This window comes from Streptomyces sp. NPDC051555 (assembly GCF_044454405.1).
Classification (GTDB): domain Bacteria; phylum Actinomycetota; class Actinomycetes; order Streptomycetales; family Streptomycetaceae; genus Streptomyces.
Map to the genome: position 1 here is coordinate 118940 of NZ_JBITDP010000017.1, position 23083 is coordinate 142022.

Consider the following 23083-nt stretch of genomic DNA (forward strand, 5'->3'; position numbering starts at 1 on the left):
TCACATCCAGGCGGACCGGCAGGAGCCGGTGAGCATCGCCGACGGGTCGTAGGACGGGGACGTCCAGGACAGGGACACCGAGCTGTTGGGCGGGATCTCCAGCCAGGAACCGGACAGGTAGCGGCGGCGGGAGACGCTCCCGTTGAGGGTCACCGTCCGGGCGGCGGAGTCGATGACGAGGACGTCGCCGGCGCCGAGCGCGTCCGTGTACGTCTGCTGGGTGATCGTGCCGTCCGGGCGCGCGGCCACGATCACGAAGCTGGGCAGCGGGCCGGTGATGGTGAGCGTCGGGCGGGTGCCGATCGACCCGGCGTTGGCGAGCGTGATCGTGCCCGACACGGTCGTCGCGGTGATGGTGATCGGCAGGACGATGGGCAGGACCAGGCCGCCCGTTGTGGACGGCAGGCCGGTGGAGGCTGACTGAAGAGTGGTTGAGTAGCGCCGCGGGTCGTAGGCCGTGACGAGGACGCTGTACGTGGCGCCGTAAGGGCCCTCCAGCAGGATGAGTGGTTCGCCTGACCGGCGGACGGTGACCTGCTTGGGGGTGGTCTCGGCGACAGTCAGCGTCGTGTCGTCCAGAGAGACTGCGGCGATGAGCTGCTCGACTGCAGCGTCGCGGTCAGCCTCAGTCGGGGCCTCGATGCTGCCCTCGATGGTGATGGGCCGCGGGTCGAGATAGACCTTGGAGGGCCATCCGCCGTGGTCTGACTGCCGCTGCGAGGACTCGGCTCGCACTCCTGGCGAGCCCCACCCCTTCACGTCGGTGACGACCCAGTCCACTCCGGAGTCATCCGATACGGAGAGCTGGCGGGCGCCTAGGGTGACGGTCCGGGAGCCGAGCTGTGTTGCCATCAGGCCTCCCTCGCTCAGGTCGCGAACTGCATGTGCCGGACGAGTTCAGCAGCCTGCTCGGCGGCGGTCATCTGGGAGCCCTGCAGGGTGATGTGGTACTGCCGCTGGTCGCCGCGGTCGGTGCCTCTCTGAGTAATCCCCCTCCACTGCTCCGCCGTGAGGACGGCTTCCGGCTGGCCGGTCTTGTTGTGTGCGAGGGTGAGGCCGGGCTGGAGCCAGCCGCCGGAGTCGTATCCGCCCGCGCGGTCGTAGGCCCGCGACAGGCTGCCGTAGGTCGCGAGCGCGTACCGCATGGAGGCATAGATGTTGGCCAGCGGGTCGTAGATTCCGCGTGACCGGAGCGGCCCCGCATAGGCGTTGAAGGTGCTGCCGATGGTCTGCATCAACCCGCGGCTCGGGTCGCCTGCTTGGGCGTTGGAGTCCCAGTTGTTGATGGCGAAGGGGTTGCCGCCGGACTCCTGGTTCATGCGGCGCAGGGTGGTGGCGAGCATGCTGGCGGGCTGGCCGACCATGGCGAGCGCCTGAAGGACGACGGGGGCCCAACGCTGCACGCCGCTGCCTCCGATGTCGCCACCGCCGCCGAAGCTGCTCATCGCGCTGACGATCTTGTCCTTGAGGGTGGAGAGCATCTTGGTGGGGATGCTGGCGATGAGCTTGCCGTAGCCGGTCCCGGAGATGCTGGCGATCTTGTCTCGGATGAATCCGGTGGCCGACTGCCAGGCCTTACTCGGGTTGGTGATCAGGTCGGTCATGTCGCCGAAAAACTCGCCGACCGAGCCGACGGCGCCCTTGAACCAGCCGACGACACCGCCGTCTTTGAACCGCTGAACCTGCCCGCCATCAGCAAGCCCGGGCAGGTTGCCGTAGCGGTTGATGTAGTCCAGCGTCCCAAAGCCCAGCTTGCGGGCGGAGTCGCGCCGGATGACGTACTCGTCCGCCATCATCAAGGCCGGGATCGAGTCCCTGCCCGGGGTCCCGCCAGCAGTGCGCCCGCCGTCCGCGAAGTTAACGGTCCCGAGCTTGCCTGCCCCAGTGAAGTCGGCGACCGTGTTCCACACCTTGCGGATGCCGTTGTTGTAGACGGTGTCGATGATGAACTGGACGGGCTTGCGGGTGAGGTCCCTGAGCCTGTCCCAGATCCGGCCGATGCTGCTGACCCCGGAATCGAAGGAGTCGCGCACTGTCCCGACGCCGCGGCCCAGGGCGTCGAAAGTGGGCTTGATCGCGTTCTGCCACGCCCAGCGGATGGTCGCGCTGATGCCATCCCACACCGGCCTGATCGCGTTCTGCCACAACCACATCGCTGCGTCGCCGACCGCACGTCCTCCGGCAACGATGTTGGCGAACGCAGGCTTGAGCTGGGTGGTCCACAGCCACGCGGCGAACTGGCCGATGGCAGCGAAGGCGGGCTTGATCGCGTTGTTCCACAGCCACATCGCCGCGTCCCCGACCGCCCGGGCGCCCGCCACGACATTGAGGAACGCGGGCTTGAGCTGCGTGTTCCAGAGCCACATCGCGAGCTCCCCGATGCCCCTGAAAGCCGGGCCGATCGCCACTTCCCACAGCCACGAGAAGATCACGCCGAGGAGCTTCAGCGCCAGGTAGACGGGGGTGATGAGGATCGTGAGGATGACTGTCGCGAGGATGCGCACCGCATCGGCGATGGCGCTGAAGACGGGCTGGAGGATGGTGCCCCACAGCCAGACGGCGGCGACACCGATGACCCGGAGTCCTGTCATGAATCCGTCAATAAGGGGCTTGAGGCCCTTCTCCCACACCCATATGGCCGCGGTTTGGATGGCCTGCCACACGGCCTGCACGATCGCACGGAAGGTCTCGCTCTTCTTGTACGCAACGATCAGTGCGGTGGCCAGCGTTACGAGCGCGATGACGATAAGGGTGATCGGGTTGAGCGCCATGATCGCGTTGAGTAGAGCCTGCGCGGCAGCGAATCCAGTGGTGACCGCAGTGCCGATCAGGATCGCCGCACGATAGACGGAGAACACCGCGGTGACGGCGGCGGTGGCGATGGCCTGGGCGTTCAGGGCCAGGGTGAGCCCGCCGACCAGGACGACCACCGGAAGGAGCCAGGCGCCCCACTCGCGCAGCCAGCTGATGATGGCAAGGCCAGCAGTCACGAGGTCGCGCAGGGCAGGCAGAAGTACGGACGCGGCGACCGACGCCACGTCCCGGATCGGCGGCAGAACCTCCGCATTGAACGCGTGTCCCATCCGCGAAACGACCGGCAGGACTTCGCTGCCGAGGAAGTCGACCAGCCCCTGCTTGAGGGTGCGGACGAAGACCTCGATCTCATGGCTGGGTCCCGAGTGCAGAGTGTTGCCCAGCTCGCCGGCCGCGCCTGTGATCTTGCCGAAGCCGTCAATCGCAGTGTTCGGATTGAGGGCGAAGAGCGCGGTGCCAAGGTCTTCGGCCTGCGTGCCGAAGAGGCCAACCGCGGCCGCGTTCCGTGCTACCGGATCTTCGATGCTGCGGAGCTTGTCGAGGACCAGCTGCAGTCCCTCGCCCGCGACGTCGCCGCCCTTGGCGATCTGCAGCGACATCTTCTCCGCGTCCAGGCCGATGGCCTTGTACGCGTCCTGCGAGGACTGGGACATGTCGATCGCGCGGATGCCGAATTCCTTGAACGCGTCCGCGATGATGTCGGTGTCACGGGCACCTGCGGCGATGCCCTGCTGGAAAAGCCCGAGGGCCTCCTCGCCGTTGATGCCCAGCTTCTTGAACTGGACCGAGTACTCCTGGAACGTCTCGAGCAAGTCCTCGGCGTTCGGGCCCAGCTTCTGGAAGCCAACCGTGATCAGGTCGAGGGCGGCCTCCGCTGACGGGGCGACCCCGTTCTTGAACATGGCAGCCACGGCCTGCGTCTGCAGCGACATGTCGACACCGAACGTCGAGGCGACGTCGGACATCTTGGCGCTCAGCGACTCCAACTGGGCGTTCGTCGCGTCGGGCGAAATCAGGCCTGCGTTCACCACGGCGCGGATGGCCTCGGCGCCCTGCGCGAACTCCTCCGTGATGCCCTTGCTGTACAGCTGGCCAGCGATCTTCCCGTAGCGAGCCGCGTCCTTGCCGGTCGCGCCGAGCTGTGCCTGCAGGGTCGAGGTGACGTTCGCCTGCTCCATGGCCTCGACGAGACCAGCGACGAGCAAGGCTCCCGCGGCGACACCAGCGGCGGCAGCCCCGACGAGGAGCTTCTTCTTGAGGCCCTCGCCCGCCTCCTCGCCGGCGTCGGCACCGGCCTCGCCGGCGGGCCCGACGAGCTGGCTGCGGATCTGGTCGCTGATTCCGCGGACGGAGGGGATGATCTGAATGGTTGCGTAGCCGACATTCGGCATAGTTCACCCCCGTCGGTTCAGGCGATGCGGCCTTCGGCGATGTCCTTTGCGCGTGCGCGCTTGCGCTCGCGCGCGGCCTCCAGCCGGACGACGCGGTCTTCGCTCCCGCTCTTCGAGCTCTTCGTGAGCCACCAGCGCGGATACGGCTTGGGCTGCTTGGGGGGCTTGCCCTTCTCCGAGTTCACTGCCTCGAGCGTCCAGTTGAGGCGCTGCAGCATGTCGAAGAGGTCGGCCAGCAGCAGCTGTTCGCCGGTTGGCTCCGGCTTGCCTTCGTTGAGGACGGTGCGTATTCGCGCCTGCGCGGAGAAGCCTTCAACGTAGGAGGCGAGCTCACGCCACGTCATGTCACCGGTGTGCAGGTCTCGCAGTCGAACGCCGTACTCGCTGCGCAAGTCGGCGTCGAGCGCTCTGGGATGCCTCCGGATCAGGAACCGGAGGCGTCCGATTCCCCCGGCTTGAGACCCGAGTGCGCCTGCCACGCCTTGAAGAGGGTCATCAGCTTGTGCTGCGGCATGGGCACACTGCGGAAGTCGTCCCACTGGTCGCCGAGGGCGAGCTTCATGCTCTCCACCACGACGCCGACGTCACCGGACTCGGCCGCTTCGATGGCGTCCCAGGCGTTGAGCGCCTGCATGTGAGTGAGCTCGAAGCGCTTGCCGCCGAAGTGGACGCGGAAGGGGCGGAGTTCGACCTCGGCCTCGACGGCGTCGAGGTTGAAGTCGAAGGGCTGGTCGTCGGGGGTCTTGCTGGTCGCGGTTCGGGCTGCCATCACTACTCGCTTTCGGGTCGCGGTTCGGGGCGGATGACCTGCACGGCGGCGGCCATCAGGGTGAGGCGGACGGTGCTTACGCCGTCGGGGTTGAGACCGATCTCCATGGGCTGGGCGGCGACCAGCCACGGAAACGGTTCGCCGTCCACGAGGATGGAGCCGCCCGGCTGTACGACGATCTCGCCGGCCAGCTGCGGCTCAATTGGTGCGCGGCGCTCGGCAGCATCCAGGTGGGCGAGAGCGGCGACGGCCTTGCCCCGCAGATTCCGGGGCAGTTCATCGCCCTCGGCGATGAGGCCCAGATGTACGGCCTGTACGTGAATCTGCTCGTCGGTGTACTTGATCGGCATGGCTCTCCTGTCGCGGTTCGGGTGGTGCACCGGGGCGCGGCCGAACCGCGACGAACCACCGCGCCCCGGCGATCAGGAGACGGTGACGGCGCAGGTGTCGGAGAAGCCGCCGTAGGTGGCGGTGATGGTGGCGGAGCCGGTGGCGACGGCGGTCACGTAGCCGTAGGCGACGGTGGCCTTGGTGAGGTTGCTGGACATCCACGAGGCGGACCCGGTGACGACCGCGGTGGAGGCGTCGTCGTAGGTGGCAGTGGCGACGAGGGCGCCTATCCCCGCCACGGCGAGTGTTTTGGTCGCGGGGCTGACGTCCAGGGCGGTCATGGTCGGGGTGCTCTGCTTATTGAAGAGCACGCCCCCGCCGGTGGGGTAGATCGTTGCGACGAAGGTCATCGACTCGAGGTCGGTCTCGTTCTCGCCGTGGTCGCCGTCGAGTGAGACTTCGGCGTAGTTCGCCGAGATCAGCCGACGGACCTTGCTGCCCTCGCGGGTCTCGAACGCGATGAGCACCTTGGCCGGTCGAGGGACGATGATCTGCGAGGACGTCGACCCAGGCCACAGCAGGGAGGAGGTGGTGTCGTTGTCCTCGAGCGCGGTGAAGCTCTTCGTCAGCTTGAAGTGATTCCGCGAGGTGCGGACGAGGATGCCGCCCCAGGCGAATTTGTCGTCCGTGTCCTCGTCGCGGGACTCCGGGAATCCGTCGTCTCCATCAAGGAGGCCAACGAGATCCCAGTCCACGCCGAACGCGGTGCCGGCGTTGGCGGGCAGGGTCGCGGAGAGGTTGGTCGAGATGTAGACGTCCGCGTCCGTCCACAGATTTGCCTTCAGCGGGTCGCCGGCCACGGCGTCCTCCTTTGTCGGTGCAGGGGTTACGTCGCAGTTCGACGGACAGGTCAGGCTGTGAGAGGGACGGGCTTCACGTTGGCGAGCACGGTGAAGGTGGAGAGGTCGATGCCGGAGGCGGCCCGCTCAGCGCCTTCATCGACTGCTGCAATCGGGCCGGTCGCGGGGCGGGTGCCCCGGATGACGGGCCCGGAGTGGACGAGCAGGAGGCCCTGGCAGAGCATGGCTAGGTCATGGGCCTGGTCGGCGTCTTCGTGCCAGACGGTGACGCGGAGCGTGCACCGTGAGTTGGCCATGGATGAGTGAGGGAAGTCGGCGTCCTTGCGGACCATGACGTAGGGCAGGTGCGGCGTCTCCGGCGATCGGTCGCCCGGGACCCTGGTACCGACGGAGACACCGGCAACGTAGTCCTCGAGCCGTCCGGCGAGTGCATCCCGCAGCACGGCTGCGCCTGCGGACTGCGCGTCCCCGAAGACCACGAGCGGCTTCACCGCTGCCACGCCTTGACCTCGAGGCCTGCGTGAGCAGCCGCCCTGGTGAGGATCCCGTCGCGTGCCTGCCAGGCCATGGCGCGCACGTCGGCCACGACGACCGTGGCGGCGCCGCGGTCAGTGGTGTACCTGCGGACCTCGACCGGGACGCCGTCACGGACGAGCGCCTTGACGTTGTCGGCGACCTGCTGGGCGTAGTCGTCGACGAGGTCGCGGACGGGCTGTCCCTTCAGGAGTTCGCGGACGCTGGCCGAGTCGAGCTCGAACTTCTCCAGCACGGCGCACCTCCTATCCGGTGGACCGCTTCATCTCGAACTCGACGTGATGGATCGTGCTGCTGAACAGGTCTGGCCAGCGGGCGACCTCGCCGTCGACCTCGAGGGTCATGCCGTCCCACTCGATCCGGTCGTCCGCCCGGATGTCGGGATTGGTGCCCTCATCGGACTGGACATGCCACCCGGTGACCTTGGATGTCCGGGTCTCGTCGTGGGCTTCCTGCTGGACGCTGGGCTGGATGTTCACCCTCGTCACCGTGATCCGGGTGGCGGTTGTCCAGTCGGGGATCTGGTTGCCGCCGCGGTCCGGGCGGCTGCCCGAGCGCACGCGCACGAAGGTCTGGTTGAACATCATGCGCTGCTCCCGGTCTGAACCTGGTGGCGCTGCACCGCCTCCGACCACTGACTGGTGACGCCGGTCTCGAACGTGACCGACTGCCCGCCGACAGCCTTGGACTTGACGCCCGGCTCGGACCGGAAGGCGGCCCGTGCCTGCTCGATCACCGCGTCGGAGATGTCCGCTGGGATCTCCGCCCAGCCGTGGCTGTAGGTGACTTCGACGCAGCGCAGCCGGTCAGGCCAGACCTGGCAACCGAGCCGCCGGAGGATGCCCGCCTCGGACCAGGAGTAGTCGGTGCCTTCGACGAGCTCCTCGTCATCCAGGAGGACCACAGTGACGGCCGTGGTGGGCCAGACCGGCAGGAGCAACGACTCCCGCCCGTTGCCGTCGAGGGTGATCTCGTCACCCTCGACGAGGTTGACCTCGTGACGGACGGCGCCCCGGAATCGCCGGGACGCGGATCGCAGGGTTGCCAGGAGCAGAGGGTCGTCGGCCGGGACGCGGAGCCAGGTCGCCAGCTCGGCAGGATCGGCCAGCGGCGCGTCAGTCGCCACCACCCGCACCGCCCTTGCCGCGAGGCGTCCGCCCCTTGTTCGCCGACTCGGTACGAGCCTTGTTCGGAATCGGAGCAGTCGCCTTGGAGCCGCTGCCGGACTCGACCAAATCCTCGTCGGACAAGCCGTGCTTCTCGGCGTCCTCGCGGCTCAGCTTGAGGACGGACTCGCTACCGCCGGGTGATACGTACCGGTACTTCTTGAGCGGGCCGCTCATGGCGGATACCTCCACGATGTTCTGATCGACGGGGGTAGAGGCCGAGGGCGGGCCGCACGCCGCATGCTCGGCGCCACATGGGCACCGCCCTCGAGCCGTCTGCCGGGTGAACACGCCTACGGGGCCAGCTGGCCGGATGTCCGCATCGCTGCGAGCAGGGCGTTCACCTTGGTACGGAGGGCCAGGTAGTCGACGCGCAGGGCGTCGTACTCGGCCTTGGTGGGGTTGGCTCCAGCCGCAACGACCGAGGTGGCAGCCCCCGCGTCAGCGACCGCTGCCGTCTGGCGACCCTCGCGGGCGGCACCGGCTGATGTGTTCAGGTAGGCCATGACGTGCCTCCTTACGCGGTGAGGTCGATCTCGACGAAGGCGTTGGGCTGCAGGACACCGAACGCAGCCCGCATCTCGGCGAGGATTGCGACGAGGTTGCGGACGAAGAAGTCCGCGTGGCTGTCGGTCATCTGGATCGACGCCTGCTCCCGGTCCCACAGGACTGCCTTGCGGAAGTCGCCGACGTAGCCGGTGCCCGCGGGGACAGCCTCGGTCTCGATGACCGGGACGCCCCACAGGGTGCCAGCCGAGCCGGAGCCGGAGGGGCCACCGAAGTAGTACCTTGCCTCGTTGTCCTGAAGGAGGTCGATCGTCTCCAGGTCCGCAGGGTTCAGGAGGTAGGCGTTCGCGACCGAGCGGCCGACCGTGCGGACCTTCGTCTTGGCCTTGCGGGTAGTGGTCAGGGCGTTGGTGTCCCAGGCCTGGGCCTGTACGCCGGAGACATTGCCGAGGCCCTCGAAGTTCTCGCCGGTCCCGTCGCCCGAGATCATCTGGTCCTCGAGTTCCTCCTCGAGGCCGTACCGCAGGAACGCGTCGATCAGGGTGCGGATCTGGGCCGCATCGGACAGAGCCCGCTTGGTGACCGGAATCCAGTGCGCGATCGTGCGCACGGGCGTGGTGACCTTCGCCGCGGCCAGCGCCGACTCCGGCTTGTAGCCGCCGCCCGCGTTGTTGACGAGGGCGCCAGGCACGGATGCCGGAGCGGTCGGGGCAGCCGAGCTGGTGGCCTCGGCGACCGGGGCCGCGTTGTTGGTGGTCGACGTCATCCGCACGTACTCGACGGTGTCGCTGGTCGTGGTGCCGTTGGTGACCACGTCCCGCAGACGCAGCGGACGCTGGAAGGCCTCGAGCGCGACCTGCATGCCGATGCGGTCGTTGTTGACGAACGCGCCCGCGGAAGTGTCGGACAGGCCGGTGACCAGGCTCTTGTATCCGACAGGCAGGGACTGGACCCGCTGCTTGGCGCCGAACTGCCCGTTCGCGGTCGTGCCCATGAGGGCCGCGTACTCAGCGGACTTGACGAAGTGCTCGCCGAGAGAGGTCTTCTCGTCGGGGATGATCAGGCCCGCGGGACTGCGGCGCTCTCCCGACTTCTTCTCGTTGAGGCCGATGTCGTCGCCGAGGCCGGCCAGCGTGGACCGCAGTGCGGCGTCGCCCTTGGCTTTCTTCAGCTCGTCGCTGCCCTCGGTGGCCTTGGCCATGTGCTCGTTGAGGGCGGACCGCTCGGTGTCCGTGAAGTCCCGGTCCTCGGCCTCCGCCTTCGCGGCGATGGCACGGGCCTCCGTGAGATGGTGCTTGATCTGCTCGGTGAGTTCGTCGATCTTGACGCTCATGTCTCCTCGTTCCGGTTAAGCGCCCAGCTCGAGCAAGTCGAGGTCCAGGCGAGTAAGCAGGCGGGAGGCGGCGGCACCGACCTTGGCGGCATCCTCGGTGGATGCTTCGCGGGGGTCCGGCGTGGACTCTTCCTCTGTGCTGCTGGGGGTGGGTTCTGCCTTGAGTTCCTGGGCGGGCTGGGGCTCCGGCTGCTCGGGCGGCTGGCTGCCGTCGGGGGCGGGAGTCTCCTGCTGGCCGGGCTCTTCGGTCTTGCTTTTCTCCGGCGTTGCCGCCGCGAGTACCTCGCCGATGGCGGCGTGCGCCTGGGAGAGGGAGTTGAAGTTGGCCTGGCTGAGAACGCGGCCGGCCTTCGCACCGCGGGCCAGGCCGTGGGCCTTCGCTGCGAGAAGTTCGGTTTCCTGGTTGGCGCCGACGAGGCAGGGGCCGACCTCGTGAAGCTGGAGTCGGCGGAGCTCGTAGTAGCCGCCGTATCGGTGACTCTCGTCCTCGACCCAGGCGCCTTCCTTCACGTCATAGGCGAAGGAGAACTGAGTGACGCGGCGGCCCTTCAGCAAGCGGTACACCTGCTGGCTGGTGGGGTTCGTGTCGAGGTCGTCGATCTGGCCGGTGACCTCGAGCCCCTGTAGGGTCTCGACGGCCTTGACGACAACGCCGACGTGAGCGAACGGGTCACCCCAGGCGTGAGACCAGATGACTGGGATCGGGTCGCCCTTCGCGTCCCACTGGGCCAGCGTCTCCGTGAAGGCTCCCGGGCGGACGACGTCGCCGACCGAATCTTCGTTGCCGAACACGCTGACGATCGCCACGAACTGCCCCTCGGCCAGCCCGTCGGCGACGCCCGCCGCCTTCACCCTCGCGGTGAAATCCTTGGTGCGCACGTCATCCCTCCTTCGCGTAGTCGAGAGTGCAGTTGCAGTTGACGAGCTCGGCGACCTTGCCCTGTCCGTCGCCCGGCCACCGAAGCCCGTTGGAGAACACGTCGTCGAGACTGACGGCCTCGCCGTCTTGGGCCTTGTGGGAAGGCCGGGGGTTCTTGCCGCCGGTGCGCCAGATCTTCTTGGTGAGGCCGGACGCCGAGGCGGCGTCGTGCCCGCCGAAGCTGCGGAGCTCGGTCGTGGCGGTCGCCGCACGCAAGGCTGCTGCCGCGCCCCAGGCTGCTGCGGCGCCGAGCAGGCCGTCGCGCCAGTTGTCGCCGCCCTTCTCCTGCACGGCGGCTACGGCCTTGCGGCCGGCCTCCTCGTGCTGCTCCGCGTGCGTGCCCGCGGCCGCGAGGATCCAGGCCAGCATCACGTCCGCCGACCAGTCCTCGGCGCCGGGGTTCCACTCACTCAGGACCTCCCAGGCACCGACCTGCGCGAGGCGGTAGCCGTGGTCAGCAAGGAGAACCTCGAGCTGAGCGAGCCGGTCCTTGGATCCGGCGGCCCATAGGGCGAGCAGGTCGGGCATGTCGCCCGCCTTGACGCCCGCCGCAGCGAGCAGCTTGCCTGCCGCACGCGCCGTCCACTTCTTCAGCGACGTCGCGAGGGCGTCTCCTTCAGTGGCCGCGGTTCCGAGGTCAGCCGGCCTGCCGCTCTTGGTCAGCGCCAGGCCTCGCGCTTTTGGGAGTGCCGCCGGATCCGGGGCCGTGTCCCGCGGCGAGGCAAGCCCGCCCTCGGTCACGTTCATTGGGGTGATCAGCGAGTCGCCGCCGTCAATGGCCGGCAGATTGTTCCGGGCCCTGGTCTCGTTGACCGTCATCCACGGGCGGCCCGTCGCGGTCGATGCCGCGACCGCCTGCTCCTCGAACGAGCCGCGGAGCTTGGCGTCGATGTTGAACTCGCAGTACACGTCACTGTTGTCGCCGGGCAGGTCAGGCAGGATCTGCGCGACGATCTCCTGCTGCAGCATCACCATCCACGGACCGAGCGTGTCCTGGTACAGGTGGGCGTGCTGCTCTTTGATGTTGCTGTAGGTGGCGTGGTCGAGGATCCCGATCAGCGGAGGCGGGATGAAGTAGGCCGCCGACACTTCCTCGCGGGTCAGCTTGCGGGCCTCGATGTACTGGGCCTGCTCCGGGTTGAAGCCGACCGGCACGTAGTCCATGCCATCCTCGAGGATGGGCGTGCCGCCCTCGGCGCCACCGCCCTGGGAGAACGTCCGCCACATCTCGCGGAAGCGGACCTTCTCTTTGTCGCCCCATTCGGGGGCGTCAGACGGCCGCTTCAGGACACCGGTCAGGCGGGCGCCGCCCTTCCACATCTGCGATCGCTGGCGCGACGCCTCGGCCGATTCGAGAAGCAGATCGCGCAGCGACTCCAGGGGCGATGCGCCGACGGTCAGGTTGTCGGGCGCGTAGCCGTGAATGTGGACGACCTCGTCGGGCGCGAAGTCCCGCCCGCCCGCCGTCTCGTAGTACTTCGGGGCGATCCAGTTCCCGCCGTGCGGGCGGATCAGCGAGGGCGGTACCGGCAGGATCCGCAGCTGCCCGTCGAGCGTCAGCTTGATCCCGTACCAGTGGTCGTACACGCCGATGTCGGACACCATCCGCTCGACGAACCGGTACGTCGTCATGCCCGGCATCGGGGCCGCCAGCAGCTTCGCCAGCGGGTGGTCCGTCAGCCGCTCCCGGTCGGTGTCGCTCACCCGGCGGAACGTGTGAATCCCCAGCTGGGCAATGTTCCTCGACAGGAAGCCGATGACGGTCCGGACCTGCGGCTGAGTGCGCCAGATCGTCTCGTACTCCCACGGCGCCGCGGGCAGGCTCATGGCCGCGTAGCCAGGCGTGACCCCGGCGCCAGTGACCGCGAGCTGGCCGGAGGAAACGACGAACGCCATCACCCACCGCCCGTCGCGAGGACCTGAGTGAACTCGATCCGGTGCCGCTCAATGACGACCTCGCCGTCCATGCGCTGCGGAGCCCGGCCAGGCTCGAGCAGCTCCGCGTCGCGCAGTACGAGCAGGGGCCCGCGCTTGGCCCAGAGGACCCCCGCGAACGCCTTGTCCGACAGGTTGACGATGACCCTCTTGCGCACTGCGGTACGGCGCCAGGCGAACATGCGGCCCCCCTGTCCCGGCCGCTAAACGACCATGATTTCTTCGTCGTCCGCGTAGCGGGACTTCCGCCGCGGGGGCCGGGCAACAACCTCGGCCATCGCAGTGGCCAGGGCAGAGACGCCATCGATCTTGTCGCCGGAGTTGGCCTTGTCCGGCTTCACGTTGCCGGCCGGGTCCATAGCGACGGCGAGATTATCGACGCACCATCTGGCCACCGGATGCCCGCCGTGCCGCAGGGCTGGCGACTCCGGCGTGCCCTGCAGCGTCAGGCGCTGGATCTCCTTCAGGACCGGGCTCATGGTCGCGAAGCCCTGCCTGACCTTGACCATCGGCGCCCGCTCGGAGACCAGATCATTGGTCAGCTGACTCGCGTTCCACGGGTCGTAGCCGATCGACTTGACCTTGAACAGGTCACGGTCCCGGCGGATCTGCTCCTTGATCCAGTCGTAGTCCGCGACGTTCCCCGGCGTCGCCACCAGGAAGCCCTCGCGGACCCATCGGCTGGCCGCTCCCGCGGTCCGCTTGTCCAGCGCGCGGAGGTTGTCCTCCGGCGTCCAGAAGCGGAAGACCGCGTCCAGCGTCCCGGTCTTGTCGTCCGGGAATAGCCAGCACAGCGCACACAAGTCACTACTGCTCGCGAGGTCCAGGCCGCCATACGCCTCCCGCCCCTCGAAGCGCCGCTCGTCGACCATGCCCGCGTTCCGGTCCCAGGCGTCCAGCGTCAGGAATCTGGTGGTCTGCTTGGTCCGGATGCCCAGGTGCAGGCGCAGGAACTTGGAGAGGTCGGCTGGCGACTGCTGGGCTTCGGCTGACGCGCCCCTCAGGTACGCGGCTGACGGGCTGACCCCGTAGCCGGGGTTCGCCTTCCGCCACGTGGCCTCGGCGTGCGGGTCATCCTCCTCACCCGCACCCCAGACCACGCCGTAGGTGTCCAGGTCGTGCAGGGCGCCGCGGGCCAGCTGCTCGATGTACTGCCGCTTCCGGTCGTAGATCGACTCCTGCTTGCCTTCGTCCGCCGTGGTGATGATGATGACCAGCGGCTGCCGGCGGGAGCCGGTGCCGGTCTCGATGGTCTCCACCAAGTCCGGGCTCTTGTGGACGTGCAGCTCGTCGATGATTCCGCCGTGCACGTTCGCGCCGTGCAGGGCCTCCGCCACCGACGAGACGACGGTGAAGTACGAGCCGGAAGCCGGGTGCGTGATCTTCTTGGTGAACGCCTTGACGTTCCCTTTCAGCGCAGGCGCCCGCTCGGCGATCGTCTTGATCGGGTCGAACGTGTACCGAGCCTGCTTCTCAGAGGTGGCCGCCGCGTACACCTGCGCGCCCGGCTCCGAGTCTGCGGCCATCAGGTACACGGCGATGCCGCCGGAGAGGGTCGTCTTGCCGTTACGGCGGGGCACGTCCACGTAGAGCTTGCGGACGATCCGCACGTAGCCGTCAGCCTCGTCGTCCCAGCGGACCCAGCCGAAGACCGGCGCCAGGATGTACGCCACCTGCCAGGGGTCAGGGTCGAGGGGCTTGCCTGCCCACTTGCCCTGCGTATGCCGCAGCAGGTGGAAGCACATCAGAACCTTGTCGACCTTGGCCGGGTCGAACACGGCGCCTGGGGCCTCGCCCGGGTTGGGGGTCTGAATCTTCGGCCGGCAGTCGGGCAGCGGGATCCCGCGGGACTCCATGTACCAAAGAACCTCGGGGGATATCCCCAGGTCAGCCGGAGCCGACAAACGGGTTCGTCGAGTCCCCATCGTCGTCCCCCTGCCGGCCCACCCTCGACTCAGCCGAAGGCGTCAAGCCGAACTCGCCGGCCCAGGCCCGCAGCTCCTTCGACGCTGCCTCGATCACCGCCACCGCCGGATGCCGGACGCGGCCCTGGGAGTTGGTCGCCAGCACGGAACCGTCCTCATCCATCTGCCGCTGGGCCTGGACGAGCCGGTCCCAGGTGAGGCAGTAGGCGGTGAGGGCAGAGCGATCGACAGGCTTGAGGAGGTCGAGACGAGCGAGCTCGGGGACGACCCGCTCCCACTCGGCGCGCGCCTCGGCAGGCAGCCATTCGGGCGCCTCGGGCGGGACGCGCTTGAAGGCGGGCGGCTCGGCGACCTTGCGGCCGCCGGAGTCGCGGCCCGGACGGGTGCCCTCGACCAGCTTGAGGCCGGCCGGGCGGGGCTTGGGAGAGGGCACGGGAACCCCCTCACGGAGCGTCACGGATCATGGGCTGGTAAACATGCAGGTCAGGGGGGTCCCGGGCTTGACTGTGCGCCATCCCAGCTCACCGCGGCGCTGTCCAGGATGTCCGATTTGGTGATTTTGACCCCCCTACCCCCTCCGGGGGGCTCCCCCGGGCGTAAATCCGGGGTTCGAAGGTCAAATCCAGGCTCTCAGAGGCCTGAAAATCGAAGGTCTGAGCCCCATTTTCTCACCCCAAAACGACCTTGTACAGGGTCAAAATGTGAGCCCTGGACCGTCCGGACGGGTCCTGCGGCGCCTGTCCTGGTCGGATTTGACCTCATGACAGCTCACGCAGAGCGTCTGGAGGTTCGCCGAGTCCCACTTCGAGCCGCCTTCGGACAGCGGGATGATGTGATCGACTTGAAGATCCACCTTCGCGCCACACCAGCGACATTGAGGCTCTCGATCAAGCACCTGAGCCCTGAATGCGCGCCACTTGCGTGTACTGCCTGAGCCCCAAGCCTTGGACTTGTTGACCCACGCCCTCCTCTGGTGCGCCTCACATCGCCCCTGGGTGGTCAGCTCCTGACACTCCGGATCACCACACCTAGAGGGGGGCGACGTGGGCATACCTCCCCCCTCCCTACCCCCTGGGGGGGGTAGCACCCCTGGGGGATTAGCCCTGGGGGGTGGTGCTGCAGCCCGTCTGCCCCCCAGGGGGGAGGGTCGAGTGGCCCTCGAGCATCACTTGATCCAACCCCATGCCGAACGCTTCGGCCATCCGCCCGTACCCCAGATCGTTGGGGTGCAGCCGGTCGGCCATCTCGCCTGCGGTCAGCGCGGGCGGTTCCACCCACCGATACTGGTGAGCACTCGCTGCCCCGCGCACAGTGGTGTTGAAGGCCTGCGCTTGGCTCTCCAGCTCGCCCGTGGTCGGGATGAGCCCCTGCACGAGCACGAAGGCCGTGGGCTGGTCTTCGTGGATCCGGTCGACCAGGGCGACGAGCCGGTCGGCCGCTCCTGGCCCCTGGCCGCGGTTGAGGTCGTTGATCCCCAGGTGCAGCAGGATGACGTCGGGCTGGGAGGTGGCAAGCCATCCGTCGACGCCTGCCCGGATCTGGTCGACGGTATACCCGCCGTGGCCTTCGTGGTCGGCGTCGGTGAGCGGTCCGTCGTGAAGGCTTCCCACGAAGTCGACCCGCACGTCGTGCTGCTGCGCGAGCCTCTTCTCGAGCGGTAGCCGGTAGCCGCCGCCGTCGGAGCTGCCGGAGCCGTAGGTGATCGAGTCGCCGAGCGGCATGATCCGCAGCGGCACGGCCTTCGTCTGGCTCGGCGTCGTGCAGGGTGCCGCGGGTCCGGGTCCACAGCTGACGATTCCGATCAGTGCGGCCAGGATCACGAGACGGCGTACCACTGAGACCCCCATCCGGTGTTGATGATCGTGGTGGTCTGCGAGGCCAGCGTCAGCGACGATGGCAAGCTCGTCTGCCCGGTCAGCATGTTCGAGTAGCGCAGGTTCGGGGCGACCAGCCCGGCATTGACGCTGACACCAGCGCCAGATGCCTTGAAGGTCAGGCTGTTCGTAGCCCAGGTAGATCCATTGCCGAGCAGCATGGCGATGAAGTAGGTCCCGGCTGCCGCGCTGAACGAAGCCGTCAGTGGCAGGGCCTTCGCGGTGGCACCGGTCATCAGGGATGAGCTGATGTCCGCCGTGGTGCCCTTGAGCGCACCGCCCGAGTCGTAGACGCCGAGGTAGCAGTTGGACAGGACCGCAGCGGCGTCGATCCCGGCCAGGCCGATCCAGATGTTCGACCAGGTGATCGCGTCACGGAGGATGATCCGCACCAGTGTGACGCGCCCCGCAACGCCCGCGTTCGACTGCGCGGTCACGTGGCCCGCCATGTTCGGGTCGTAGGTCCAGGCCAGCAGGTTCTGATCCGAGGGGCGATCTGCCCAGCCAGAGGCGAGCAGTGCCAGCGCGGCCGGAAGGCCGGTGACCTGCGCCTGCGTGAGCGCGACGGGGTCGCTGCCCGCTGCCGTGTGCGTTGAGGCGTGCGCGGTCGGCGTGCGCGAGTCCGTGAGCCGGGCATCGTCGCCGGCGGCCACCGTGCCACTGGTAGTGCCGACGGCCCTGGTGGCGCTGCTGCCGAGTCCGAGGCTAGTCCGCGCGGTGGCCGCGGAGTCGAGGTCGGACAAGTTCGCGCTCTTGGCCAGCTTGCTGCTGTCCGCGTAGGCCCGGTCGGCGTGGGGGTCCGTGGCCGCCACGTGGGCGGAGACCTTGGCCGTCGCGTCGAGGGCCGCAGCGGCTTGAGCGGCAGTGGCAGCTCCCGCCGGATCGAAGGCGGCGATTGTCGAGGCGGCTAGCTGCGGGTTGGGGTACGCCCCTGTGAGCGCGCCGCCGGCGGGGCCGGTTGGCGGGAGTGACCGCCCTCCTCCGCCGGGCCCTGTGACGGGTGCGACTGTGTCGAGGTGCACCGTGGGCCCGAGGGTGGAGGGGAGGTCGATCCAGTAGGGGGTGCGACGCCGACCGTCGGCCAGCTGTTCGTCGACCTCCCACCGCCACCCTGTCGGCTGTACGTCCGGGTCGTCGGTGCAGAGCAGAACGACGCTGAAGGTGCCGCTGCCGACGACGACCGGCCCGCCACCGCTGTAGATGGCGTGATTGGTGGAGTCGACGAGGACGGCGGAGGGCGTGAAGACGATCCGCCCCTGTCGCCCGACCCCGCCGACCGGCGAAGGGAGGGTGCCGATCACGGTGATGGTGGAGGCGCCCGCGGGGAAGGCCACTGGTACCTCCTAGGTGATCGAGAACGGCTCCGAGACGACGACGGGCTTCTCGGGCGGTGCGGTGATCTCGGTCCAGGTCCGATGCGGCCCGGGCTCCAACTCGACGACTCCGCCGGGCCCGACGAGGATGGCTGTGTGCGGGGCGCCGCCGATGGTCACCCATGTCGCGGGGTGCCAGTCAGCTGCCTGAGGTCGCACGCCGTCGGGCAGTACGGCGACGCGGACTCCGTAGCTGGTCGGATCGGCGCTCGCTGTGATCGGCGTGAGTAGCTCCTCCAGGCTGGACCGGTCCACGTCGCCCCCTCTAGGTTCGCGGTGTGCCGGCGGATAGCCAGGCCCTACGGGGTCGACTGGCCGCCCAACGGCCGAGCGGGGTTCCCGCGGCGTATCCGTCGATGCGCTCTCCGGCCGGCCCCGCCAGGTGCACGGCGGTGGCTACCTCGGTGGCGGAGCTCAGGGTCGCGGCTTTGGTGCCCTCCAGCGGCCTCGCCGTCTCGATTCCTACTGTGAGGCCCAGGGTGGGGGCGACGGCCCCGGGGAGTGGGCGGGCCGTTTCGGTGTGCTCCGACATAGCCAGCGCGGTCTGCTTCGTGCCGGCGGGCCCCTGCGTCGACTCCAGGGCGGTGACGACGGAGATCAAGCTGGCCTTCGCGCCTTCGACTGCCTGCGTCGCCTCGCTCTCGGCGGCGAAGCCGATAGCGGACGTTTTGGCTCCTGCGAGCCCTTGCGCGGTCTCTACGGTGGAGGCGGGCGTGAACCCTCCGGCCTTCGTGCCCGTGAGGGGCGGCGCCGTCTCGCTGGCGGCCCCGACACCGAGGGTCAGGGCCTTGCCCCCGGCGAGGGCCAGGGCGGCTTCTCCGGCCGACGTTGTGGACAGGGTTGCGACTTTCGCGCCTACGAGGGGCTGTGAGGTCGCAATGTCGGAGGGGAAGTTGAGCGGTGCGGTCTTGGCGCCGGTCAGGGCCTGGGTAGTCTCCGTGGCTGCCGGGATGGCTAGCGTGGCACCGGCGGTCACATCTCCAGCAGAGAAGTCATCGAACTTGAGGGCCGCCGCAGACTCGGAGCGGATGCCGACGCTGGTGCCCGTCGTGACGCTGGTGTCGGTGACGGAGACGCGCTGAACCCCGCCAACGTAGCCCTTGATCGTGGATCCGACGGCCTGGATCTTGGCTACGTCGCCGGATGCCGCAGCTGCGGCGTAGCTGCCGATGACCGTGAAGGAGCCGCCGACGACCGAGAAGAGATCCCACGACGTGCCGTTGTTGCGCCACAGGTAGCCGGAGCTGATGTTGGAGTTGCCGCGACACCAGATGCCCTGGCTCGCGGCGGCGGTGGCGGCGATCGTGAACTGGGCGAAGTTGTCGTCGCTGGACATCGCCCCTGCAGCACGCAGGATGATCGTCCCGCCTGCCGCGCCTGGGGAGAGCTGGTTGGAGACGATCGACCAGTCGCCGCTGACCTCGACCCAGCCAGCGCCCAAGGTGCTGGAGTCGGCCCGGTTGAAGTCGTCGGTGAAGGCGGCCACGACAATCTCCTGTCGGGGCTACGCGGCCGAGGTGACGCGGCAGAAGTCCGCGATCGACAGGGTGAAGTTGTTGCCGTCCGGGGTCCACGCCAGGTCGTGCTTGGTGAGGGGGATCAGGTCGGAGTCCGTGCCGCCGGTGGTGTCCGGGTCGTAGCAGATGACGACCGCGCCGATCGCATTGCCGGTGGGTGCGGTCCAGGTGACGTCGGCGGCGTCAAGGGCGACGCGGTCGTTGGTGTCGTCGATGGTGACCGTGACGCTGGAGAGCGTCTTCCTGGTCACGGTGGTCTGCTCGTTTGTAGTGCCGGCTACGACGGCAGCGAGGTCATCCTTGTCGCGCAGGACGGCGTCGGTCTCGAGGCCGCTGGACTCCAGCGCCACGAGGATCAGGGCGTCGTTCGCGGCAGGGAGGGAGGCGTAGTAGGCGACCCGTCCGAGGGCCACGTTGAAGACGATGTTGGCCACGGCGGGGCCTCCTAGGGAGTCATTGCGTCGCAGAGGGCCGCGGCGATTCGCTGGTAGCCCAGGTCGTTGGGATGCAGCCGGTCGGCCATCTCGGCTGGGGTGAGGGCTGGCGGGGCCACGTAGCGGTAGCGGTGGCCGGCGGCGTCGCGGACCTTGGCGTTGACGATCCGTGCCTCAGCCTCGAGCCTGCCGGTGGTGGGGATGAGCCCGAGGACGAGCACGGTTGAGCGGGGCCGGTCGGCGTGGATCCGGTCGGCAAGTGCGATCAACCGGTCGGCTGCGTGTGGTGCTTCGCCGCGGTCGAGGTCGTTGATCCCGGCGTGCAGGAGGACGACGTCGGGCTGGGCGGTGGCGAGCCATCCGTCGATGCCCGCACCGAGCTGGTCGATCATGTAGCCGCTGTGGCCCTCATGGTCCGGGTCGGCGACGGCGCCGCCGTGCTGACTGCCCACGAAGTCAACGCGGCGTCCTGCGAGTCGGGCCTGGAGCGGTAGCCGGTAGCCGGCGCTGGTGGAGCTGCCGACGCCCTGGGTGATCGAGTCGCCGAGCGGCATGACCCGGAGGGCGTGCGGCGGGGCCGAGAGGGAAGCAGTGCCGGGCGCCGCGGCGACAGGGGTGCAAGCGGCCAGGGTGAGCAGGGCAGCGGCGAAGGCCAGTGCGAAGCGAGGAGGCATGACACCTCCACACGGCTACGCAGCCTTGGGACGTCGCTGTGGCGTCGGCCGGTAAGTAGCGGCTCGGGCCTCGATCTCGGGGAGCGCGTACATGGTAGTGAACTCGTGCCCGTTGCCCGCGTATTCGCTGGGCCTCCCCGGGAACCGACGGATCTTGCCGCGCCGCGCCCACTGTCGGATGACGGTGCCCGGGACGCCGGTTGCTGCGGCGGCTTCGTTCTCGAAGACGAAGTCGTCTGGGAATAGCTCGTGCAGATCCATGACCACCTCCAGGAATGCGAAAAGCCCCCGGCGAGGCTGGGGGGCTGGAAGTGGCGACGGGCATACGTATCTCGCCTGGGGTCACTGTGACATATGCCGAAAGAGGGCGTCAAGGAAGGCGCGTTCGAGCCACACTGAGGCATGGACGACCTGATGCAGTTCCTCCGCGCCCGCCTTGACGAAACGGCCACGAAGGCGCGTACCCACCGGCAGGCCTCGGCCTCGTGGTACTACGACGACGCTGCTGGCGAGATCCGCGACGAGACCAACAGCGGAACGGTTGCGTTCGTGCCGAGCGCGGCTGATGCCCAGCACATCGCAGAGCACGACCCTGCGCGCATCCTTGCCGAGGTCGATGCCAAGGAGGTGCTCTTGCGGGTACACGGCCCGGCGCATGATTGCGCCGCCGATCGCGATGGCGTCGACTGCGCGACCGAAGAGGAGCCCTGTCTCGTTCTTCGCCTGCTAGCCCTGCCTTACGCCCTGCACCCCGCCCACCGGCCGGAATGGGCCCCCAATCTGGTGTAGCCGACCCGGTTCCGCATTCCCGAGCCCGTCGCGCCCGGCATGATGCCCGTATGGGCGTCTCGTACATGGTCCGCGGCAGCACCCGCGAGCAGTGCCAGCATGCGCTCGACGAGCTGTGCCGCGCCGTCGGGGCGGTGGCGACGATCCTGCCGACGGACCGGCACGGGGCCGGCTGGATCGCCCGCGCCGTCCCCACGCCGGAGGCCCCCGCGGTCGGCGAGGGCCTAGTCGAGCGTTAGGTCAGCGGGGCGGGAGGATGACGATCGCGGTGGCGTCGTCGCGGTAGGTCTGCCCGTGCTCCTCGCCGCCCTCGGCGGCGGCGACCAGTGCGTCGGCTAGGGCCTGGGCGTCGGCCTGGTGCTCGCGGACAAGCGCCTCCAGGGTGGCGGTGGCCATCTGGTCGTGGACTCCGTCGCTGGTCAGGACCACCGCGTGACCCTTAGGGATCGCAACCTCGTGGCAGCCGGCGATGGACAGGTCGCTGAAGCTCACGGTCAACTTCGAGGAATAGGCGGCGGCTTCTTCCTCGAGCATCCCCTGCGCGGTGAGGTAGGCGGCGACGTTGTGGTCGGTGGTGTACCTGGTCAGGATCCCGGCGTCGGGGTCCCAGCCGTAGGCGCGGCAGTCGCCGGCCCAGGCGATCCAGATGCTGCCGTCGGCCTTGACTCGGGCGGTGATCCCGACAGCGTCCGGGCCCCCGCGAGGCGCCCCGGGATCCTGCAGGAGTTCGGCGGCGCCAACGAGCCCGGCCATAGGGTGCCGCAGTACCGCGCGGCGGGCGGCGTCCACCGCGAGGATCGGGACCAGGGCGTGGAGTTCCTCGCTGTGGCCCATGCCATCGATCACTGCAGCGCCGATCGCTCCGCTGGCAGCGGTCCAGGCGTGGGCGGCGTCAGCGGATCCCGGTACGTCGCCCTTGCCGATGGTCCGGAGGCCCGGGCGGGTGGCTACGCCGATACGAGGTGGTGCCTGCTCGGTGGGCATTGAGGTCTCCTTCGTGGTCGTGTTCAGGAGCCGAGGGGGTCCTGACGCCGGTAGGTGGTGATGCAGGGGCCGCAGAGGTCGCCGACCTCGTCCTCGCCGCTCATGTACAGATGGCGTTCGCAGTAGTAGCCGCCGCAGCCGCACTCGTCCCCGCCGGGCGTCCTGCCGCACAGGTAGGCGAGACCGCGGTCGATTGCGGTGTCGCAGTCGTCCCGCTCGCAGGTGGCGGCGACGTCGTACCCGGCTTCGATCGTCTCGCCGTCGCGGGTGACCTTGTAGTAGGCGTTGCCCATCATGATCTCCTTAGCTGAAGGCCAGGCCCAGCGCGGCAATGGCCAGTGCGGTGATGTGGAAAGTCTGGTCTACGTGAGCCGCCCCGCCGCGGCTGATCCACTCGGTGGACCCGGTGTGAGTCATCCACCAGGTGACGGGCCAGCGGCGGTCGATGAAGGCGTGGCTCGCCGTGATCCAGACGACCGCGACCGCCGTGGCCAGCAGACCGATGCCCAGGTTGAGTGCCCACCACGCGATGACCAGAGTGATCACCGTGGTGACGGTATGGGTGCTGGCGTGGCTGAGGTTGGCACGCCAGCCCGCGGCTGACGCGTCGGCCTTGAGGCCGGCCTGCGCATCGGTCTGCAGGACGTAGTCAGCGATCAGGTGTGCGACGTACAGCAGGATGAAGATCGTGGCGAACACAAGTTCTCCCAGCGTGAGTCAGCGGAGCAGGGTGGCGCGGGCGACGATCACCCGGCCGCCCTTCATGTCCGGGCGGCTGTTGAGGATGAGACCCATGGCGTACTGGACGACGTCCTTCTCGGTGACCGGCCTGCCGTCTATGGGTTCCACGTTGATCCGGTCGTTGTACTCGACGAACTCGCCGCGGTGCTCCACACGGACGTTCGCAAACCAGACAAACAAGTGATGTCTCCTTGTTGTGAGTTGTTGATTCGAT

General features: G+C 68.5%; 32 protein-coding genes. 2 read left to right on the forward strand and 30 right to left on the reverse strand.

Annotation, left to right across the window (positions count from 1 at the left end; genetic code table 11):
* The 26 genes from ACIBEA_RS29740 to ACIBEA_RS29865 all read right to left on the reverse strand — a co-directional run bounded on the left by ACIBEA_RS29740 (position 1) and on the right by ACIBEA_RS29865 (position 20616).
* Positions 1–852 carry a hypothetical protein gene (locus tag ACIBEA_RS29740; protein ID WP_399266099.1) on the reverse strand — a complete coding sequence of 284 codons (852 nt, stop codon included), beginning with the start codon at positions 850–852 and terminating at the stop codon, positions 1–3.
* A gap of 14 nt (positions 853–866) precedes the next feature.
* Positions 867–4205 (reverse strand): phage tail tape measure protein, encoded by a 3339-nt coding sequence (locus tag ACIBEA_RS29745; protein WP_399266101.1) that lies wholly within the window; start codon positions 4203–4205, stop codon positions 867–869.
* Positions 4206–4222: 17 nt separating this feature from the next.
* Entirely contained in the window at positions 4223–4549 is a 327-nt protein-coding gene (locus ACIBEA_RS29750; protein ID WP_399266102.1) for a hypothetical protein, read from the reverse strand.
* 80 nt (positions 4550–4629) lie between these two features.
* Positions 4630–4974 carry a hypothetical protein gene (locus ACIBEA_RS29755; protein ID WP_399266104.1) on the reverse strand — a complete coding sequence of 115 codons (345 nt, stop codon included), beginning with the start codon at positions 4972–4974 and terminating at the stop codon, positions 4630–4632.
* A 2-nt stretch (positions 4975–4976) separates the two neighbouring features.
* Positions 4977–5324 carry a hypothetical protein gene (locus ACIBEA_RS29760; protein ID WP_399266106.1) on the reverse strand — a complete coding sequence of 116 codons (348 nt, stop codon included), beginning with the start codon at positions 5322–5324 and terminating at the stop codon, positions 4977–4979.
* A 72-nt stretch (positions 5325–5396) separates the two neighbouring features.
* The gene (locus ACIBEA_RS29765; RefSeq protein WP_399266108.1) at positions 5397–6164 is read right to left on the reverse strand and encodes an Ig-like domain-containing protein; all 768 of its coding nucleotides are present in this window, start codon (positions 6162–6164) and stop codon (positions 5397–5399) included.
* 50 nt (positions 6165–6214) lie between these two features.
* Positions 6215–6664: a hypothetical protein gene (locus ACIBEA_RS29770; RefSeq protein ID WP_399266110.1), complete on the reverse strand. Its 450-nt coding sequence runs from the start codon at positions 6662–6664 to the stop codon at positions 6215–6217.
* Positions 6652–6933 (reverse strand): hypothetical protein, encoded by a 282-nt coding sequence (locus ACIBEA_RS29775; protein ID WP_399266112.1) that lies wholly within the window; start codon positions 6931–6933, stop codon positions 6652–6654. The genes ACIBEA_RS29770 and ACIBEA_RS29775 overlap by 13 nt, the downstream gene beginning before the upstream one ends.
* A gap of 10 nt (positions 6934–6943) precedes the next feature.
* On the reverse strand, positions 6944–7285 hold the full coding sequence (locus tag ACIBEA_RS29780) for a hypothetical protein (protein WP_399266114.1): 342 nt from the start codon (positions 7283–7285) through the stop codon (positions 6944–6946).
* Entirely contained in the window at positions 7282–7824 is a 543-nt protein-coding gene (locus tag ACIBEA_RS29785; RefSeq protein ID WP_399266116.1) for a mobile element protein, read from the reverse strand. The genes ACIBEA_RS29780 and ACIBEA_RS29785 overlap by 4 nt, the downstream gene beginning before the upstream one ends.
* Positions 7814–8041: a hypothetical protein gene (locus ACIBEA_RS29790; protein WP_399266118.1), complete on the reverse strand. Its 228-nt coding sequence runs from the start codon at positions 8039–8041 to the stop codon at positions 7814–7816. The genes ACIBEA_RS29785 and ACIBEA_RS29790 overlap by 11 nt, the downstream gene beginning before the upstream one ends.
* A 116-nt stretch (positions 8042–8157) precedes the next feature.
* Complete coding sequence (locus ACIBEA_RS29795; protein ID WP_399266120.1) at positions 8158–8370, reverse strand: hypothetical protein; 213 nt, start codon at positions 8368–8370, stop codon at positions 8158–8160.
* Positions 8371–8381: 11 nt separating this feature from the next.
* Entirely contained in the window at positions 8382–9704 is a 1323-nt protein-coding gene (locus ACIBEA_RS29800; RefSeq protein ID WP_399266122.1) for a phage major capsid protein, read from the reverse strand.
* A gap of 15 nt (positions 9705–9719) precedes the next feature.
* The gene (locus ACIBEA_RS29805) at positions 9720–10583 is read right to left on the reverse strand and encodes an HK97 family phage prohead protease (protein WP_399266124.1); all 864 of its coding nucleotides are present in this window, start codon (positions 10581–10583) and stop codon (positions 9720–9722) included.
* A gap of 1 nt (position 10584) precedes the next feature.
* On the reverse strand, positions 10585–12519 hold the full coding sequence (locus ACIBEA_RS29810) for a phage portal protein (protein WP_399266126.1): 1935 nt from the start codon (positions 12517–12519) through the stop codon (positions 10585–10587).
* Positions 12519–12740 (reverse strand): hypothetical protein, encoded by a 222-nt coding sequence (locus ACIBEA_RS29815; RefSeq protein WP_399266128.1) that lies wholly within the window; start codon positions 12738–12740, stop codon positions 12519–12521. Before ACIBEA_RS29815 ends, ACIBEA_RS29810 begins: the two co-directional genes overlap by 1 nt.
* Positions 12741–12761: 21 nt before the next feature.
* The gene (locus ACIBEA_RS29820; protein ID WP_399266130.1) at positions 12762–14414 is read right to left on the reverse strand and encodes a terminase large subunit; all 1653 of its coding nucleotides are present in this window, start codon (positions 14412–14414) and stop codon (positions 12762–12764) included.
* A gap of 31 nt (positions 14415–14445) precedes the next feature.
* On the reverse strand, positions 14446–14916 hold the full coding sequence (locus tag ACIBEA_RS29825; protein WP_399266132.1) for a phage terminase small subunit P27 family: 471 nt from the start codon (positions 14914–14916) through the stop codon (positions 14446–14448).
* 261 nt (positions 14917–15177) lie between these two features.
* A complete protein-coding gene (locus ACIBEA_RS29830; RefSeq protein WP_399266134.1) occupies positions 15178–15534 on the reverse strand; it encodes an HNH endonuclease in 357 nt (118 codons plus the stop codon).
* Between the two features lie 46 nt (positions 15535–15580).
* Positions 15581–16303, reverse strand: coding sequence for an SGNH/GDSL hydrolase family protein (locus tag ACIBEA_RS29835; RefSeq protein ID WP_399266136.1), 723 nt, complete (start codon positions 16301–16303; stop codon positions 15581–15583).
* On the reverse strand, positions 16300–17691 hold the full coding sequence (locus ACIBEA_RS29840) for a hypothetical protein (RefSeq protein ID WP_399266138.1): 1392 nt from the start codon (positions 17689–17691) through the stop codon (positions 16300–16302). Before ACIBEA_RS29840 ends, ACIBEA_RS29835 begins: the two co-directional genes overlap by 4 nt.
* A 9-nt stretch (positions 17692–17700) precedes the next feature.
* Positions 17701–17985 carry a hypothetical protein gene (locus ACIBEA_RS29845; protein WP_399266140.1) on the reverse strand — a complete coding sequence of 95 codons (285 nt, stop codon included), beginning with the start codon at positions 17983–17985 and terminating at the stop codon, positions 17701–17703.
* A gap of 10 nt (positions 17986–17995) precedes the next feature.
* A complete protein-coding gene (locus tag ACIBEA_RS29850; RefSeq protein ID WP_399266142.1) occupies positions 17996–19216 on the reverse strand; it encodes a hypothetical protein in 1221 nt (406 codons plus the stop codon).
* Positions 19217–19234: 18 nt separating this feature from the next.
* Entirely contained in the window at positions 19235–19681 is a 447-nt protein-coding gene (locus tag ACIBEA_RS29855; RefSeq protein WP_399266144.1) for a hypothetical protein, read from the reverse strand.
* An 11-nt stretch (positions 19682–19692) separates the two neighbouring features.
* On the reverse strand, positions 19693–20355 hold the full coding sequence (locus ACIBEA_RS29860) for an SGNH/GDSL hydrolase family protein (RefSeq protein WP_399266146.1): 663 nt from the start codon (positions 20353–20355) through the stop codon (positions 19693–19695).
* 15 nt (positions 20356–20370) lie between these two features.
* Positions 20371–20616 carry a hypothetical protein gene (locus ACIBEA_RS29865; protein ID WP_399266148.1) on the reverse strand — a complete coding sequence of 82 codons (246 nt, stop codon included), beginning with the start codon at positions 20614–20616 and terminating at the stop codon, positions 20371–20373.
* 141 nt (positions 20617–20757) lie between these two features.
* On the opposite strand from ACIBEA_RS29865, the gene ACIBEA_RS29870 reads away from it, so the two are divergent.
* Both ACIBEA_RS29870 and ACIBEA_RS29875 read left to right on the forward strand, forming a co-directional pair.
* Positions 20758–21144, forward strand: coding sequence for a DUF6221 family protein (locus ACIBEA_RS29870; RefSeq protein WP_399266150.1), 387 nt, complete (start codon positions 20758–20760; stop codon positions 21142–21144).
* A gap of 50 nt (positions 21145–21194) precedes the next feature.
* Complete coding sequence (locus tag ACIBEA_RS29875) at positions 21195–21383, forward strand: hypothetical protein (protein ID WP_399266152.1); 189 nt, start codon at positions 21195–21197, stop codon at positions 21381–21383.
* Between the two features lies 1 nt (position 21384).
* Here ACIBEA_RS29875 and ACIBEA_RS29880 read toward each other — a convergent pair whose 3' ends face one another.
* From ACIBEA_RS29880 to ACIBEA_RS29895, 4 genes are read right to left on the reverse strand one after another with little or no spacing between them, the layout of a single operon-like run.
* Positions 21385–22128 carry a SpoIIE family protein phosphatase gene (locus ACIBEA_RS29880; protein WP_399266154.1) on the reverse strand — a complete coding sequence of 248 codons (744 nt, stop codon included), beginning with the start codon at positions 22126–22128 and terminating at the stop codon, positions 21385–21387.
* 23 nt (positions 22129–22151) lie between these two features.
* The gene (locus ACIBEA_RS29885) at positions 22152–22424 is read right to left on the reverse strand and encodes a hypothetical protein (protein WP_399266156.1); all 273 of its coding nucleotides are present in this window, start codon (positions 22422–22424) and stop codon (positions 22152–22154) included.
* A gap of 7 nt (positions 22425–22431) precedes the next feature.
* Positions 22432–22827, reverse strand: coding sequence for a DUF3307 domain-containing protein (locus tag ACIBEA_RS29890; RefSeq protein ID WP_399266158.1), 396 nt, complete (start codon positions 22825–22827; stop codon positions 22432–22434).
* A gap of 18 nt (positions 22828–22845) precedes the next feature.
* Positions 22846–23049 (reverse strand): hypothetical protein, encoded by a 204-nt coding sequence (locus ACIBEA_RS29895; protein WP_399266160.1) that lies wholly within the window; start codon positions 23047–23049, stop codon positions 22846–22848.
* Positions 23050–23083: the final 34 nt, after the last annotated feature.

Excerpts from the sequence above, each read along its gene's own strand:
- ACIBEA_RS29880 (WP_399266154.1), bottom strand. The coding sequence starts at position 22,128 with ATGCCCACCGAGCAGGCACCACCTCGTATCGGCGTAGCCACCCGCCCG.
- ACIBEA_RS29860 (WP_399266146.1), bottom strand. The coding sequence starts at position 20,355 with ATGCCTCCTCGCTTCGCACTGGCCTTCGCCGCTGCCCTGCTCACCCTG.
- ACIBEA_RS29760 (WP_399266106.1), bottom strand. The coding sequence starts at position 5,324 with ATGCCGATCAAGTACACCGACGAGCAGATTCACGTACAGGCCGTACAT.
- ACIBEA_RS29740 (WP_399266099.1), bottom strand. The coding sequence starts at position 852 with ATGGCAACACAGCTCGGCTCCCGGACCGTCACCCTAGGCGCCCGCCAG.
- ACIBEA_RS29790 (WP_399266118.1), bottom strand. The coding sequence starts at position 8,041 with ATGAGCGGCCCGCTCAAGAAGTACCGGTACGTATCACCCGGCGGTAGC.
- ACIBEA_RS29755 (WP_399266104.1), bottom strand. The coding sequence starts at position 4,974 with ATGGCAGCCCGAACCGCGACCAGCAAGACCCCCGACGACCAGCCCTTC.
- ACIBEA_RS29810 (WP_399266126.1), bottom strand. The coding sequence starts at position 12,519 with ATGGCGTTCGTCGTTTCCTCCGGCCAGCTCGCGGTCACTGGCGCCGGG.
- ACIBEA_RS29865 (WP_399266148.1), bottom strand. The coding sequence starts at position 20,616 with ATGGATCTGCACGAGCTATTCCCAGACGACTTCGTCTTCGAGAACGAA.
- ACIBEA_RS29795 (WP_399266120.1), bottom strand. The coding sequence starts at position 8,370 with ATGGCCTACCTGAACACATCAGCCGGTGCCGCCCGCGAGGGTCGCCAG.
- ACIBEA_RS29885 (WP_399266156.1), bottom strand. The coding sequence starts at position 22,424 with ATGATGGGCAACGCCTACTACAAGGTCACCCGCGACGGCGAGACGATC.
- ACIBEA_RS29750 (WP_399266102.1), bottom strand. The coding sequence starts at position 4,549 with ATGACGTGGCGTGAGCTCGCCTCCTACGTTGAAGGCTTCTCCGCGCAG.
- ACIBEA_RS29745 (WP_399266101.1), bottom strand. The coding sequence starts at position 4,205 with ATGCCGAATGTCGGCTACGCAACCATTCAGATCATCCCCTCCGTCCGC.
- ACIBEA_RS29820 (WP_399266130.1), bottom strand. The coding sequence starts at position 14,414 with ATGGAGTCCCGCGGGATCCCGCTGCCCGACTGCCGGCCGAAGATTCAG.
- ACIBEA_RS29875 (WP_399266152.1), top strand. The coding sequence starts at position 21,195 with ATGGGCGTCTCGTACATGGTCCGCGGCAGCACCCGCGAGCAGTGCCAG.
- ACIBEA_RS29815 (WP_399266128.1), bottom strand. The coding sequence starts at position 12,740 with ATGTTCGCCTGGCGCCGTACCGCAGTGCGCAAGAGGGTCATCGTCAAC.
- ACIBEA_RS29800 (WP_399266122.1), bottom strand. The coding sequence starts at position 9,704 with ATGAGCGTCAAGATCGACGAACTCACCGAGCAGATCAAGCACCATCTC.
- ACIBEA_RS29870 (WP_399266150.1), top strand. The coding sequence starts at position 20,758 with ATGGACGACCTGATGCAGTTCCTCCGCGCCCGCCTTGACGAAACGGCC.
- ACIBEA_RS29830 (WP_399266134.1), bottom strand. The coding sequence starts at position 15,534 with ATGCCCACGTCGCCCCCCTCTAGGTGTGGTGATCCGGAGTGTCAGGAG.
- ACIBEA_RS29780 (WP_399266114.1), bottom strand. The coding sequence starts at position 7,285 with ATGATGTTCAACCAGACCTTCGTGCGCGTGCGCTCGGGCAGCCGCCCG.